15 protein-coding genes and 1 pseudogene are annotated in these 14,261 nt (G+C 72.6%); 13 read left to right on the forward strand and 3 right to left on the reverse strand.

From position 1 onward, the window contains the following. The first annotated feature begins 9 nt into the window (after positions 1–9). The 5 genes and pseudogenes from JK363_RS07135 (at position 10) to JK363_RS07150 (ending at position 4,321) form a co-directional block, all read left to right on the forward strand. On the forward strand, positions 10–1,392 hold the full coding sequence (locus JK363_RS07135) for an aldehyde dehydrogenase family protein (protein ID WP_201872697.1): 1,383 nt from the start codon (positions 10–12) through the stop codon (positions 1,390–1,392). 1 nt (position 1,393) lies between these two features. Then, positions 1,394–2,176: a 3-oxoacyl-ACP reductase gene (locus JK363_RS07140; protein ID WP_201872699.1), complete on the forward strand. Its 783-nt coding sequence runs from the start codon at positions 1,394–1,396 to the stop codon at positions 2,174–2,176. A gap of 78 nt (positions 2,177–2,254) precedes the next feature. Next, positions 2,255–2,365, forward strand: a pseudogene (locus JK363_RS44125) (DUF2510 domain-containing protein); the annotation flags it as partial. Positions 2,366–2,590: 225 nt separating this feature from the next. Continuing rightward, positions 2,591–3,310, forward strand: a complete 720-nt coding sequence (locus JK363_RS07145; RefSeq protein WP_236075619.1) for a hypothetical protein — start codon at positions 2,591–2,593, stop codon at positions 3,308–3,310. A gap of 57 nt (positions 3,311–3,367) precedes the next feature. Further along, positions 3,368–4,321, forward strand: a complete 954-nt coding sequence (locus JK363_RS07150; RefSeq protein WP_201872703.1) for a DUF2510 domain-containing protein — start codon at positions 3,368–3,370, stop codon at positions 4,319–4,321. Between the two features lie 40 nt (positions 4,322–4,361). Here the strand turns inward: JK363_RS07150 and JK363_RS07155 are convergent, their stop codons facing one another. Further along, complete coding sequence (locus JK363_RS07155) at positions 4,362–5,567, reverse strand: amino acid deaminase/aldolase (RefSeq protein WP_201872711.1); 1,206 nt, start codon at positions 5,565–5,567, stop codon at positions 4,362–4,364. Between the two features lie 212 nt (positions 5,568–5,779). Here JK363_RS07155 and JK363_RS07160 point away from each other — a divergent pair, with 212 nt between their 5' ends. Together JK363_RS07160 and mycP are read left to right on the forward strand one after the other, a co-directional pair. Continuing rightward, complete coding sequence (locus JK363_RS07160) at positions 5,780–6,862, forward strand: hypothetical protein (RefSeq protein ID WP_307821643.1); 1,083 nt, start codon at positions 5,780–5,782, stop codon at positions 6,860–6,862. Continuing rightward, a complete protein-coding gene (mycP, locus tag JK363_RS07165; protein WP_201872721.1) occupies positions 6,859–8,073 on the forward strand; it encodes a type VII secretion-associated serine protease mycosin in 1,215 nt (404 codons plus the stop codon). Before JK363_RS07160 ends, mycP begins: the two co-directional genes overlap by 4 nt. Here the strand turns inward: mycP and JK363_RS07170 are convergent. After that, a complete protein-coding gene (locus JK363_RS07170) occupies positions 8,051–9,133 on the reverse strand; it encodes a serine hydrolase (RefSeq protein ID WP_201872723.1) in 1,083 nt (360 codons plus the stop codon). The two genes, mycP and JK363_RS07170, sit on opposite strands and share 23 nt — an antisense overlap. Before the next feature lie 63 nt (positions 9,134–9,196). Between JK363_RS07170 and JK363_RS07175 the strand changes: the two genes are divergently transcribed. Together JK363_RS07175 and JK363_RS07180 are read left to right on the forward strand one after the other, a co-directional pair. Next, entirely contained in the window at positions 9,197–9,931 is a 735-nt protein-coding gene (locus tag JK363_RS07175; protein ID WP_201872725.1) for an SseB family protein, read from the forward strand. 140 nt (positions 9,932–10,071) lie between these two features. Next, a complete protein-coding gene (locus tag JK363_RS07180) occupies positions 10,072–10,872 on the forward strand; it encodes an MIP family channel protein (protein ID WP_201872727.1) in 801 nt (266 codons plus the stop codon). A gap of 26 nt (positions 10,873–10,898) precedes the next feature. Here the strand turns inward: JK363_RS07180 and JK363_RS07185 are convergent, their stop codons facing one another. Then, positions 10,899–11,261, reverse strand: a complete 363-nt coding sequence (locus JK363_RS07185) for a DUF1844 domain-containing protein (RefSeq protein WP_201872729.1) — start codon at positions 11,259–11,261, stop codon at positions 10,899–10,901. A 556-nt stretch (positions 11,262–11,817) separates the two neighbouring features. Here JK363_RS07185 and infC point away from each other — a divergent pair. From infC to JK363_RS07205, 4 genes are all read left to right on the forward strand, one after another. Further along, a complete protein-coding gene (gene infC / locus JK363_RS07190; protein ID WP_201873701.1) occupies positions 11,818–12,423 on the forward strand; it encodes a translation initiation factor IF-3 in 606 nt (201 codons plus the stop codon). Between the two features lie 149 nt (positions 12,424–12,572). Continuing rightward, positions 12,573–12,767, forward strand: coding sequence for a 50S ribosomal protein L35 (gene rpmI, locus JK363_RS07195; protein WP_019708837.1), 195 nt, complete (start codon positions 12,573–12,575; stop codon positions 12,765–12,767). Positions 12,768–12,869: 102 nt separating this feature from the next. Next, positions 12,870–13,253, forward strand: a complete 384-nt coding sequence (gene rplT, locus JK363_RS07200) for a 50S ribosomal protein L20 (RefSeq protein WP_009713826.1) — start codon at positions 12,870–12,872, stop codon at positions 13,251–13,253. Positions 13,254–13,425: 172 nt separating this feature from the next. Further along, a complete protein-coding gene (locus JK363_RS07205) occupies positions 13,426–14,259 on the forward strand; it encodes a TrmH family RNA methyltransferase (protein ID WP_201872731.1) in 834 nt (277 codons plus the stop codon). Positions 14,260–14,261 lie beyond the last annotated feature (2 nt).

The following is a 14,261-nucleotide window of genomic DNA, read 5'->3' on the forward strand; positions in this document are numbered from 1 at the left end:
AACCATCAGGTGACCAACGAGCACCCGCACGAGCACCACGTACTCAACCCGGCGACCGAGGAGGTCATCGCCACCGTCCCGGCGGCCTCCGCCGCCGATGTGGACGCCGCCGTCGCCCGGGCCACCGCGGCCCAGCGCGGCTGGGCCGCCCTGGCGCCCGCCGACCGCGCCCGGCAGCTGCGCCGCTTCGCCGCCGCCGTCGACGACCACATCGAGGAACTGGCCGCGCTGGAGGTCCGCGAGGCGGGCCATCCGATCGGCAACGCCCGCTGGGAGGCGGGCAATGTCCGCGATCTGCTGGACTACGCGGCCGGGGGAGTGGAGCGGCTGGCCGGGAGTCAGATCCCGGTCGCCGGTGGCCTGAACGTCACCTTCCATGAGCCGCTCGGTGTGGTCGCCGTGATCGCGCCGTGGAACTTCCCGATGCCGATCGCCGCGTGGGGCACCGCGCCGGCGCTCGCCGCGGGCAACGCCGTTCTGCTCAAGCCCGCCGAGACCACCCCGCTCACCGCCCTGCGGCTGGCCGAACTCGCCCTGGAGGCCGGGCTTCCCGAGGGGCTGTTCCAGGTGCTGCCCGGCGCCGGGCCGGTGGCGGGCACCGCGCTGGTCGAGCACCCCGGTGTGGCCAAGGTCGTGTTCACCGGGTCGACGGCGGTCGGCAAGGAGATCATGGCCCGGTGTGCGGCGGGCGTGAAGCGGGTGACGCTCGAACTCGGCGGCAAGAGCCCCAACATCGTCTTCGCCGACGCCGATATCGAGCTGGCCGCCCGTTCGGCCCCGGGTTCGTTCCTCGACAACACCGGACAGGACTGCTGCGCCCGCAGCCGCATCCTGGTCCAGCGGAGCGTCTACGACCGGTTCATGGAACTGCTGGAACCCGCCGTGACCTCGTTCGCGGTCGGCGACCCGGCCGACCCCGCCACCGCCATGGGCCCGCTGATCTCGGCCGCCCAGCGGGAGCGGGTGCGGTCCTACGTCCCCGAGGACGCGCCCGCCGCGATCCGCGGTGAGGCCCCGGGGGGCAAGGGCTTCTGGTACCCGGCCACCGTGCTGGCGGCCACCGGACCGGATGACCGCACCGCCGTCGAGGAGATCTTCGGCCCCGTGGCCGTGGTGCTCCCCTTCGAGGACGAGGCCGAGGCCGTACGGCTGGCCAATGCCACCGACTACGGCCTGTCCGGCTCGATCTGGACCCGTGACGTCGGCCGCGCGGTGCGGGTCTCGCGCGCCGTCGCCGCCGGAAACCTCTCCGTCAACTCGCACAGCAGCGTGCGCTATGCGACCCCCTTCGGTGGCTACAAGCAGTCCGGCCTCGGCCGGGAGCTGGGCCCCGACGCCCTGACCGCCTTCACCGAGACCAAGAACGTCTTCATCAGCACCGAGGAGCAGTGACGTGACCGAGACCCCCGTGTGCCGCCGTCTGGTCGGCCGTACCGCCGTGATCACCGGAGCGGGCAGCGGTATCGGCCTGGCCACCGCGCGCCGCCTCGCCTCCGAGGGCGCCAACGTCGTCTGCGCCGACATCGACGAGTCCGCGGGCAAGGCCGCGGCCGACGAGGTCGGCGGGCTCTACGTCAAGGTGGACGTGACCGACCAGGAGGAGGTGGAGGCGCTGTTCAAGACCGCGTACGACACCTACGGTTCGGTCGACGTCGCCTTCAACAACGCGGGCATCTCGCCCCCCGACGACGACTCGATCCTGACCACCGGCCTGGACGCCTGGAAGCGGGTCCAGGAGGTCAACCTCACCTCCGTCTATCTGTGCTGCAAGGCCGCGCTGCCCTATATGCAGCGGCAGGGCAAGGGCTCCATCATCAACACGGCCTCCTTCGTGGCCGTGATGGGCGCCGCGACCTCGCAGATCAGCTACACCGCGTCCAAGGGCGGCGTGCTGGCCATGTCGCGTGAACTGGGCGTGCAGTTCGCCCGTGAGGGCATCCGGGTCAACGCCCTGTGCCCGGGGCCGGTCAACACCCCGCTGTTGAAGGAGCTGTTCGCCAAGGACCCGGAGCGGGCCGCGCGCCGTCTGGTGCACGTCCCGGTGGGCCGGTTCGCCGAACCGGAGGAGATGGCCGCCGCGGTGGCCTTCCTCGCCAGCGACGACTCCTCGTTCGTCAACGCGGCCGAGTTCCTGGTGGACGGAGGCATCGCGGGCGCGTACGTCACGCCCCTGTGATGGATGTCCGGCCCCTGTGACGGAATGGTGTGCGAAGACGTCCGGGTCAAGTCTTGGCCATAGGGTGGCGGCGTGAGCATGACGACACCACCTGGCTGGTACCCCGACCCCGAACACCACGGCCCTGGCCCCGCGTCGGAGCGCTATTGGGACGGGTCCGCCTGGACCGACAACCGCCGCGGGGCACAGGGCGGGCCGGACGCCCAATCCGTGCACTACGCACCCACGATGCACGCCATGCCGTCCGTGCAGGGCCCCCCGGCCCCGCCCGGCCCCCCGGCGCAGCCCCCGGCCCCGGGGTATTCCGTGCCTCAGGCTCCTCCCGGCGCACCCGTACCAGGGGCCGCTCCCGGGTACCCGGGAGCGCCGGGACCCGGTGCGCGGGGCGGCAGTTCGAAGACGGGGGCGCTCGTCGTGGCCGGGGTCGTGCTCGTCGCGGCGGTGGTCGGCGGCGTCATGCTGTTCCAGGACGATGACGACGGAGACTCCCGGGCCAAGGGGGACTCCGCGCCCAAGGTGCCCGGTGGGAAGGGCGGCGGCACCGTCAGCATCCCGCCGGTCGACCCGTCCGGCCCGTCCGGGGGCGGACCGGACGACCCGTCCGCCGCCGAGGACCGGGTCAACCACATCAGCGTGCCCATCCTCACCGGCTGGACGGAGTACAAGGGCGTCAAGGACGGGGTGGGACTTTCCGGCGCTCCGACCCCCTGCGCGAAGAAGCCCGAGAAGAGCTGTGCGCTCGGGGGCATTCGCACGCTGACCGCCTTCCCCAAGGACTACAAGGCCAAGACGGCGGAGGGGATGGCCAAGGAGGACATCCCGAAGAACGCGGTGGACGCCTACAGCAAGGAAAACTACGGCGGCATCGTCTCGCACAAGGAGCTCAAGTCGGAGGCGGTCACCGTCGCGGGGCAGCAGGGCTATCGCGTCCTGTGGCAGGTGGACAACGCGGTGGGCGACGACGGATACGTCCAGTCCCTCGTCTTTCCGAATCCCAAGGGCACGGCGGGCTCCACGGGTGAGGGGATGCCCAAGACGATGGTCCTCATCAGCTTCGCCATCGACAAGAACGCCGCGGCGCCGCCCCTCTCCCATATGGACACGATCACGCAGGGCATCAAGGTCCTGAGCTGACCGGCGGCGGCCACACCCGGTGTACGGCCACCGATCCGTGGCCATAAGGTGACAGCCGTGACCACGAACACACCTCCCGGCTGGTATCCCGACCCGGGTGACACAGGCAACGCCCCCGGCGTGGAGCGCTGGTGGAACGGCTCCACCTGGACCGAGTACACCCGTGACGCCTCAGGAATGCCGGGAATGTCCTACGGTGCGCCCGCGATGCCCGGTTATGCCCCCGGGCAGCCGGGCGGCCAGGGGCGCGGACGCGGGCCGAAGGTCGCCGCGCTCGCGGTGGCCGTGGGCGTTGTGGTCGCCGCGATCATCGGCGGCATCGTGCTGCTGGGCGACGGCGGGGACGGCGACGGCAAGGACAGCGCCAGGCCGTCCCCCAGCGCCTCCGCCTCGGGCGGCGACGACGGCGGGACCAGCGGCGAGCCGTCGGGGCCGCCTACCGACGCCCCCACCGGAACCCCCAGCTTCGACCCGAACACCGCGCCCGATCCGGTCAACGGCATCAGTCTGCCGGTGCTCTCCGGATGGCAGGCGGGCCGCAGCAGCTCCGGCGGCGCCGGGATCACTACCTCCCGCTACCCCTGCCCCAACGACGCGTCCACCGAGTGTGTCCGCGGCGGTGCCTTCTCCCGCACGGCCAGCGGTTACAAGGCGGACACCGCCAAGGGCATAGCCAAGGAGGACATCGCGCAGAACGCCGAGGACTCCTACGGCAAGGACGAGGAGAGCGACCGCAAGGCGTACGGCGGGATCACCTCCCACAAGCAGCTCAAGTCCGAGTCGGTCGAGGTCGTGGGCGGCAAGGGCTATCTGGTCCGCTGGAAGGTGGACACCAAGAAGGGCGACGACGGCTATGTCCAGTCGGTCGTCTTCCCCTCGCCCACCATCCCCGACACGATGGTCGTGATCCGCTTCGGCTTCGACGTGAGCGACAAGGCACCGCCGCTCAGCGATATGGACGAGATCCTCAAGGGCGTCAAGGCGCTGGAGGGCGACGGCCGTTCCATCTGAGCCCGCGCGGCACCGCGCGGCATCGCGGGGCTGGAGGGGGCTAGAGGAACGTACGGCCCTCGCCCCGGTACGTGGGCACCGAGGCCACCACCCGGTCCCCGCTGTCCGCGTCGATGAGGTGGAGCACCGCGAAGCGCTCGCACAGCTCACCGGCCTTGGCATGCCGGAACCACACCTTGTCGCCGATCAGCAGATCGTCGGCGGCCGTGCCCAGCAGCGGCGTCTGCACCTCGCCCGGCCCCTCCAATGGGTCGTACGCGAGCCCCTCCGGCAGATACGGCACCGGCAGCCGGTCCGCTCCGGCCGCCCCCGACGCCGGATAGCCGCCGCCCAGCACCGTCACCACGCCCACGCCGGGGCGGCGCACCACCGGCTGGGCGAAGAGGGCCGCCGGACGCCCCTGGAACGAGGTGTAGTGGTCGAACAGCCGCGGCTGGTAGAGCCCGGAGCCGGCGGCGATCTCCGTCACCGCCTCCTCGGCCGCGGTGTGCTGCACACTGCCCGTCCCGCCGCCGTTGACGAACTCCAGGTCCGCCACCGCGCGCACCGCCCGGACCGCCGCCGCCCGGCGCTCCGCCAGCTCCCGGCGGGCGGTGGACTGCATCAGCCGGATCATCCGGGAACGCAGCGGCCGGCCGGGCACCGCGTCGCCCACCCCTGCCACATGCCCCTCGTACGCCATCAGCCCGACCACCCGGAAACCGGGGCGGCCCTGGACCGCCCGCGCCAGCTCGGCCAGCTGGACGGGCTCGCGCAGCGGTGAGCGCCGGGCGCCCACCCGTACCCGGCCGCCCAGCAGCTGGAACGAGGTGTCCAACTCCAGGCAGACCCGGACCTCTTCGGTGCCCGCGCGAACACTCTCGATCAGATCGAGCTGGCCGACGCTGTCCACCATCACCGTGACCGCCGCCGCCAGCTTGGGATCGCTGGTCAGCGTGGCGAACCCGTCCCGGTCGGTGGAGGGATAGGCGAGCAGGACGTCATCGAAGCCCTCGCGCGCCAGCCACAGGGACTCCGCGAGCGTGAAGCTCATGATCCCCGCGAAACCGTTCCGCGCCAGTACCCGTTCCAGCAGGGCCCGGCACCGTACCGACTTGCTGGCCACCCGGATCGGCTTGCCCGCCGCCCGGCGCACCAGATCCCGGGCGTTGGCGTCGAACGCCCTCAGATCGACGATGGCCAGCGGCGCTTCGAGATGGGCGGTGGCCCGGTCGTACCGGACCCGGTCAGCGGCGGCAGACGACATGGACGCAGCTTGCCAGACCGCTGTTACCACTGGGTAGAGGGCAGCGGTGCGCGGGGGGTCTGGTGCACCGTAGAGTGTCGCGCACGCCACGACTGGCAGGTCAGGGGCGTGATGTCCGTATACGGGCCCGCCTGTCCGAAAGGTGGTGGGGCGGCGCGGCGAACCGGACGGAGTCAGGTGAACCAGATCCTGAAGCGCGCGAGGGGGTGCAGGTGAGCACCGACGCCGAAGCGGCGCACTCGCCCCGCAGCACGCCCCCGCCACACCTCGCACACCCGCCGTTGTCCGCACACCCCGGGCATCCCGCGCCCGCGTCGCCTTCCGCGCCTCCGCGCCCCACCGCACCGCCCGGCTTCACCCCGGACCCGGACACCCCCGTACTCGGCGTGCCCGCCAAGGTTCCCTCGCCACGCGGCCCCGGATCCCGCGGCGACCGTCCGCGCACCGCCGACCCGGCGAACGGCCGCCGGGTGCCCCCGCGTCCCGTCGATCCGCCACTTCCCGCAACACCCGGCCCCGGCCCCGCCGTCGGCCGCCGTCGCTCCCGCGGCCGGACCGCGGCCGCCGCCGTCTGCCTCATCCTCGGCCTCGGTCTGCTCGGCGGGGCGGCGGCCGGAAGCTGGCTCGACGACGGCACCGAGGCCCCGCCGTCCACCGCCGACACCTACGCCCACGCACGGACCGCCTGGCGCAGCGTCCCCGTCGACACGCTCTTCCCGCGCACCCTGCGCGGGAAGGGTGAGGGTCCGGGCGGCGCCGACCGCAGCTGGACCCGGATCGCCGTCGCCCCCGACAGCAGCTGCGGGGGCGGATTCGACCCAGTGCTGGCCAAGGCACTGGCCCCGGTCGGCTGCAAACGGCTGCTGCGCGCCACCTACACCGACGCCACCAGCACCAACGTCACCACCGTCGGCCTGCTGATCACCACCTCCGACGCTTCCGGGATGCGCGCGCTGCACGAGCGCTTCGTCACCGAGAAACTCGACGAACGCGCCGATCTGATGCCTCGCCCCTACGCCGCGAAGGGCACCGCCGCCGCCCGGTTCGGCGACGACCAGCGCGCCAGCTGGCACATCCGGATCCTCACCGACGCCCCCGCCGTCGTCTACAGCGTCAGCGGCTTCGCCGACGGCCGGAAGATCACCGACCCCACCCCGGCCGGGGAGGCCATCGACCGCGGCGCGACCTCGGCCGCCGCGCAGGCGGGGCTCGGGCATGACGCCCGGGGCCTGTCCGACGAGATCGTCACCGCGTTCCGCCGCGCCCTGGCCGACGTCCCGGAGAGCTCCGCATGACCGCGAAGGGACGGCGCCTGGCCGTGGCCCTCGCCGCCGCCGGACTGGCCTTCCTGCCCGTCGCCCCCGCACAGGCCGACGGCATACAGGCCCAGGAGTGGGCGCTCGACGCCCTCCACGTCCGCAAGGCCTGGCAGACCACCAAGGGGGCGGGGACGACGGTCGCCGTCCTCGACACCGGTGTCGACTCCGACCACCCCGACCTCAAGGGCCAAGTGCTGACCGGCAAGGACCTGATCGGCTTCGGCGCCGGACCCGGCGACCGCACCTGGGCCCGCCACGGCACCGCCATGGCCGGGATCATCGCCGGGCGCGGCCACGGCTCGTCCGGCGGCGACGGCGTCCTCGGCGTCGCGCCCCGGGCGAAGATCCTCCCGGTGCGGGTGATCCTGGAGGACGCCGACCCCGACCGGAAGAAGGCCCGCGCCTCCCGCGGCAGCGCGCTCGCCGACGGCATCCGCTGGGCCGCCGACCACGGCGCCGACGTGATCAACCTGTCGCTCGGCGACGACAGCGAGTCCGCCCACCCCGAACGCGCCGAGGACGCCGCCGTCCAGTACGCCCTGCGCAAGGGCGCGGTGGTCGTCGCCTCCGCGGGCAACGGCGGCGAGAAGGGCGACCGCGCCTCCTATCCGGCCGCCTACCCCGGTGTGATCGCCGTGACCGCGGTGGACCGCTACGGCAGCCGCGCGGCGTTCTCCACCCGCCGTTGGTACGCCACCGTCTGCGCACCCGGTGTCGATGTGGTCATCGCCGACCCCGACCGGCGCTACTACGAGGGCTGGGGCACCAGCGCGGCGGCCGCCTTCGTCTCCGGCTCCGTCGCGCTCGTCCGCTCCGCCCACCCCGAGCTGAGCCCCCGTCAGATCCGTCAACTGCTGGTCAGCACCGCACAGGATGGCCCGGAGGCCGGCCGCAGCGATGAACTCGGCGCGGGCATGGTGGACCCGGCCGCGGCCGTCGAGGCGGGCGCCCGGCTGACACCGCGCGCCCAGCGGCCCGCCGCCGCGGCTGCCGCGCACCGCTACTTCGGTGCCGGGCCCGGCCATGCCGGGGCCCACCGGGACGAGGGCGGCCCCCACCGGTCGGCGCTGTTCGCCGGACTCTCCGGAGCGGCGCTGGTGGTGGCCGCGGTCGCCCTGTGGCGGGGCTCGGGCCCGCTGCGGCTGCCGGTGCCGCGCTCCTCGTTCACCAGCCGCCGTCCCCGTTGAGGGCGGCGGTGGTCGCCCCGACGGCCCTCCGCGCCGCCGCTTCCACCAGCGCGATCCCGGTGTCCATACGGCGGCTGCCGTCGGAGAGCACCACGATGAGATAGTCGCGCCCGCCCGCGGTGATCTGGCCGATGCTGTTGATGTCCCACAGGCCCGTGGTACTGCGCGGCAGCCAGCCGTTCTTGAGCCGGAATCCGTTGCCGGTGCCGTCGCCGGCGGCCGAGACGCCCCAGCTCTGCTCACGGGCGGTGCGCCCCATCAGCGTCCTGATGTACGCCCGGGACTCCTGGGTCAGCGCCGAACCGCCCTCGAAGACGGCGCGCAGCAGACGCAGTTGATCGGCCGCGGTGGTCCGGGTCAGCCCCCACCGCCCGGCGTTGCCGCCGAACGTCTCCGTCAGCCCCAGCCGCCGGTGCGCCGTGTCGAGGCCGTCGGCGCCGCCGATCGTCCGCCAGAGCGCGCTCGCGGCGCTGTTGTCGCTGCGCTCGATCATCGCGGTGGCGTACGCGCGCTCCTGGGCGGTCAGCGCTCTGCCGGCGTCCTGGACGTCCAGCAGCAAGGCCGCGAGGATGCCGACCTTGACGATGCTCGCGGTGTCGTACCAGCCGCCGCCGTACACCCCGACCGCCCCCGACCGGATGTCCCGCAGGCCCACGGAGAAGTACGCGCGGGAGCCCTCCGCGACCGGGTCGAGTGCTGCGGTGAGGGCGCCGGTGAGTGTCCGGACCGGGGGCGGTGGCGCCGAGCGTCTCTCGTTGTCGCTCGCCACACCGCCTCCTTCGCTTCCGCCCGCCGCTGACGGCTCCGGACCGCCCGTCGTCGGCTCCTGGCCGCTCGCCGACCGCTCCGGACCGGCCGCCGGCCGGGAGTACCCCTGGCTCTGCTCACCCGCCGTGGCACAGCCGAGCAGCGAGAGCGTCAGCGCCGCGACGACCGTGGCCGCGGCGCTCGTCCTGACCGCGCTGCCCAGGGCGGGACGGCGGGTCGGTCGAGTGTCGGTGATTCCGTCCGGGGACGCCAGATGGCCTGCCTTCGTCCGTGATGAGGAAATGATCAACATCTGCTCAGTAAAGACGGCTCCCCGCCGACAGAGCGGTTGCCTCGCCCCCGATACCCTCGGCTTGTGGCGTTCAAGAACATTCCCGACCCCGGCTTCTCCGGCGACGACGGCTCCGCCGACCCCCGCCTGACCGCGGCACTCGCCGCCTGGGCCGATGACCGTTCCACCGAACCCGAGGTGCTGGCCGCGCTCACCGGCGCCCGGCTGCTGGTCCCGGTGGTCGCCGTGCTCGGCGAGGTGGAGGAGGGGCCCGGAGGGCTGCGCCGGGAGAAGACCAGCGACATGGCCGTGCCGACGCTCCAGGCCCCCGACGGACGCCGCGCCCTGCCCGCCTTCACCTCGACCGAGACCCTGGCCCGCTGGCGGCCGGACGCCCGCCCGGTGGCCGTACCGCTGCGCCAGGCGCTGGAGGCCGCCGCGCACGAGAAGGCGGACACCCTGGTGCTGGACCTCGCCGGTCCGGTGCCCTACCAGCTGACCGGCCCCGCCCTGCTGGCCCTCGCCGAGGGCCGGACCAGCGCCGATCCGCTCACCGACCCCGCCGTCACCGAGGCGGTGCGGTCCGTACTGGCCGCCGAGCCGGATGTGGTCCGGGCCCATCTGGGACCGGCCCAGGACGCCGACGGCATGCTCGCGCTCGCGCTGGCCCCGCAGGCCCCGGCGCGTGAGACGGCACAGCGGTTGGCCGGTGCCCTGGCCGCCGACGAGGTGCTGCGGGCCCGGCTGGTGCGCGGGCTGACGCTGGCGCTGCTGCCGCCGGACGCCACGGTCCCCGGGGAACCGCTCTTCCGCCGCTGAACCGGAGGCCGGAACGGGCGCGGGATCAGCCGCCGCGACCCCTCTGACCCGGCCCGTAAGCGAGCCAACAGGCGAAACCTCCCGAATCGCCCCACAATGCATAGGGCAACTGGCGGTCCGATCGGTAAGAGGAGAGCGCCATGGAGACGAGAACGGTCGTAGCGGAGTGCATAGGGACCGCGATGCTGGTCCTCTTCGGAGTCGGTTCCCTGGTCCTGGCCGGCGACTACATCAACGCCCTCGGCATCTCGCTCGCCTTCGGCTTCACGCTGATCGCGATCGCCTACGCGTTCGGGCGTATCTCGGGCTGCCACATCAACCCGGCGATCACCCTCGGGGTGCTGCTGGCCAAGCGCATCGACATCCGCAGGGCCGCCACGTACTGGGTGGCCCAGCTGGTCGGCGGGATCATCGGCGCGGCGATCCTCTTCCTGCTGGCCAAGCAGGTGCCGCGGCTCCAGACCGCCGGCGCGTTCGGCACCAACGGCTACGGCGGCCGCTCACCGGTGGGTCTGGGCGCGGGCGGGGCCTTCCTCGCCGAGGTGCTGCTCACGTTTCTGCTGGTCTTCGTGTTCCTCACGGTGACCCAGAAGGTGGCGCTGGTCGGCGTCGAGCCGATTCCGGTGGGCCTCGCCTACACCGCGGTCAACCTGATCGGCATCCCGCTGACCTGGGCGTCGGTGAATCCGGCGCGCAGCCTGGGCCCCGCGCTGTTCGCGGGCGGCGGGGCGCTGTCCCAGCTGTGGCTGTTCCTGGTCGCGCCCATGGTCGGCGGAGTGCTGGCCGCGGTGGTGCACCGGTTCACCCATCAGCGCCCGGTGGGCCAGGCCCAGCAGGAGCAGGCGGCCGAGCCGCCCAGGGTCGGGCCGTGGGGCCGGATGCGCGGCGGGCACCGGCCGGAGGCGGGCGGCCCCGAGGCCAAGGGCCCCGAGGCGGCCTGACCAGATCGCTCAGCGCACGCGGAGCCTCAGCCGAAGACCGGGCCGGTGAACTTCTCGCCCGGCCCCTGGCCCGGCTCGTCCGGCACCACCGACTCCTCACGGAACGCGAGCTGAAGCGACTTGAGGCCGTCCCGCAGCGGGGCGGCGTGGAAGGAGCTGATCTCCGTGGCACTCGCCGTCACCAGCCCCGCAAGCGCGTTGATCAGCTTCCGGGCCTCGTCCAGGTCCTTGTGCTGCGGCCCCTCCTCGGCCAGCCCCAGGTTGACCGCGGCGGCGCTCATCAGGTGCACCGCGACCGTCGTGATCACCTCGACCGCGGGCACATCCGCGATGTCACGGGTCATCCGGTCGAAGTCGGGGGCCGGCTGCCCGGCGTTGGCGTCGCTCATGGTGGGCGGGGCTCACTTCCTGGAGGAGGGGAATGCCTAGGCCGTGTCTTGTGGATCAGCTCGGATCAGCCCGCGGCGTCTGGTGCGGTGGATCGCAAGGCGGAGGAGCGTCCTCGTAGTGGGCCTACTCGGAGGCCTCCGACAACGCAGCGAGGTGCCGTGCCAGGCGTCGCGGGCCCGAGGTGATCCGCAGGACACGGCCTAAGCCTAGGGGGCCGCCCGGAACCGCTCGTACCGGGCGGGTGCCGAACATCGGCCGGGCGGCGCGGTGAGCAAGACTCCGCGGTCCTGGTAAGGTAGGTAAACGACCGGCCGGTCACTCGCGTGCCCGGCCCACAAGTGGAGGCTCCACGCTCCCACCTCCCGACCTCAGGTCGGCAGGTCATCGGTCAGGCTGCGCCCCGCGGTGACATCGCGGCGGTGCTCCCGGTCAGTGAGGAGCCCCGCCTGTGTACCGTCTGGGGCGTTTTGTGCGTCACGGCGCGGTGGTCTCAACCGATACAGACGTTACGCGGCAGTCCGCCAGGCGGTCGCGTGGTGCAACCGAGGAGGATCCATCAGCGCCGAGCCCCGCATCAACGACCGGATTCGCGTCCCCGAGGTGCGACTCGTCGGTCCCAGTGGCGAGCAGGTCGGCATTGTGCCGCTTGCCAAGGCCCTGGAGCTTGCGCAGGAGTACGACCTCGACCTGGTCGAGGTGGCGGCGAACGCCCGTCCGCCGGTCTGCAAGCTCATGGACTACGGAAAGTTCAAGTACGAGTCGGCCATGAAGGCCCGTGAGGCGCGCAAGAACCAGGCGCACACGGTCATCAAGGAGATGAAGCTCCGGCCGAAGATCGACCCGCACGACTACGACACCAAGAAGGGTCACGTCGTCCGGTTCCTCAAGCAGGGCGACAAGGTCAAGATCACGATCATGTTCCGTGGCCGTGAGCAGTCCCGGCCCGAGCTCGGCTACCGGCTGTTGCAGCGGCTCGCTGAGGATGTCCAGGAGCTCGGCTTCGTGGAGTCCAACCCGAAGCAGGACGGCCGAAACATGATCATGGTCCTCGGTCCGCACAAGAAGAAGACCGAGGCGATGGCCGAAGCCCGCGAGGCGCAGGCTGCCCGCAAGGCGGAGCGCCAGGGCGGCAGCCCCGCCGAGGAGCCCGCCGAGGCGTGATCGCGAGGCGCGAGCCTCCACCGCCCACCCGGTGCCCCCACGGCTCCGGAGACCAACCGAAACACAAGACGCTTCCGCACGCCGGATCGCGGTCACCCCCGCGCCCGCCCGGTCCCGGACAGCGCCCCTGACGAGGAGTGAACGGCGACATGCCGAAGAACAAGACCCACAGCGGTGCACGCAAGCGCTTCAAGCTCACCGGTTCCGGCAAGGTCATGCGCCAGCGCGCCGGTCGCCGCCACCTTCTCGAGCACAAGCCGTCCACGTTGACGCGCCGCCTGGCCGGCAAGACCGAGATGGCCCCGGCCGACGCCAAGAAGATCAAGAAGCTCCTCGGCAAGTGACGCCCCCGCCCCGCCGCGGCGGGGTGTGCGCCAAGCCGACCGGGACCTATTCGTTTCCGGGCCGCAAGAGTCACCCGCGGCCCCGTACAAGGAGTTAAACAAGTGGCACGCGTCAAGCGGGCAGTCAACGCCCACAAGAAGCGCCGGGCGATCCTCGAGCAGGCCAGCGGCTACCGCGGCCAGCGGTCCCGCCTGTACCGCAAGGCCAAGGAGCAGGTCACCCACTCTCTGGTCTACAACTACAACGACCGCAAGAAGCGCAAGGGCGACTTCCGGCAGCTGTGGATCCAGCGCATCAACGCCGCTGCCCGCGCCAACGGCATGACGTACAACCGCTTCATCCAGGGTCTGAAGGCCGCCAACATCGAGGTGGACCGCAAGATCCTGGCCGACCTCGCGGTCAACGACGCCAACGCGTTCGCCGCGCTGGTCGAGGCGGCCCAGAAGGCGCTGCCGAGCGACGTCAACGCCCCGAAGGCGGCCTGACGCGTAACGCTGCGCTGAGCCGTACCGGCACGGACCCGTAGGTGATCACTCACCTGCGGGTCCGCGTGTGTCGGCGCCCACCACCCCGTGAGCCCTCGCCGCCGGACGCGATCCGGCTCCGCGGCGCCGGGCTCCGGCTGTCTCCACCACACCGCACGAGAAAGCGCACCCCATGGCGGCCCCTGAGCTGACTTCCCTGAAATCGCCGCGCGTCACGGCGGCGCGACGGCTCGCCAAGCGCAGCTTCCGCGGCAAGGAGCGGCGGTTCCTCGTCGAGGGGCCGCAGGCCGTACGGGAGGCCGTCGACCACCTCATCGAGGTCTACGCGACACCCGAAGCCGCCGAACGCCATGCGGAGATCGTCGCCGCCGCCCGGGCCGCGGGCGTCCCGGTGCTCACCGCGACCGACGAGGTCGTCGCGGAGATGTCGGACACCGTGACCCCGCAGGGCATCGTCGGGCTGTGCCGCTTCCTGGACTCGCCGCTGACGGAGATCCTGCGCGCCCGCCCCCGGCTCGTCGCCGTTCTCGCCCATGTCCGCGACCCCGGCAACGCCGGGACCGTACTGCGCTGTGCGGACGCCGCCGGGGCGGACGCCGTGGTGCTCACCGACGCCTCGGTGGATCTGTACAACCCCAAGGCCGTGCGCGCCTCCGTGGGCTCCCTCTTCCACCTCCCGGTCGCCGTCGGGGTGCCGGTGGAGCGCGCGGTGAGTGGGCTGAAGGAGGCCGGGGCGCGGGTGCTGGCCGCCGACGGCGCGGGGGAGCGGGACCTGGACTCCGAGCTCGACGACGGTCTGCTGGGCGCCCCCACCGCCTGGATCTTCGGCAATGAGGCATGGGGGCTGCCGGAGGAGACCCGCGCACTCGCGGACGAGGTGGTGCGCGTTCCGATCCACGGGAGGGCGGAGAGCCTCAACCTCGCCACGGCCGCCGCCGTGTGCCTCTACGCCTCGGCGCGTGCGCAGCGTGCTCCCGCGGGGTGCCGCTCCGTCACACCGACCTAGTA

Origin of the sequence: Streptomyces coffeae (genome assembly GCF_016741875.1) — a bacterium.
GTDB lineage: Bacteria > Actinomycetota > Actinomycetes > Streptomycetales > Streptomycetaceae > Streptomyces > Streptomyces coffeae.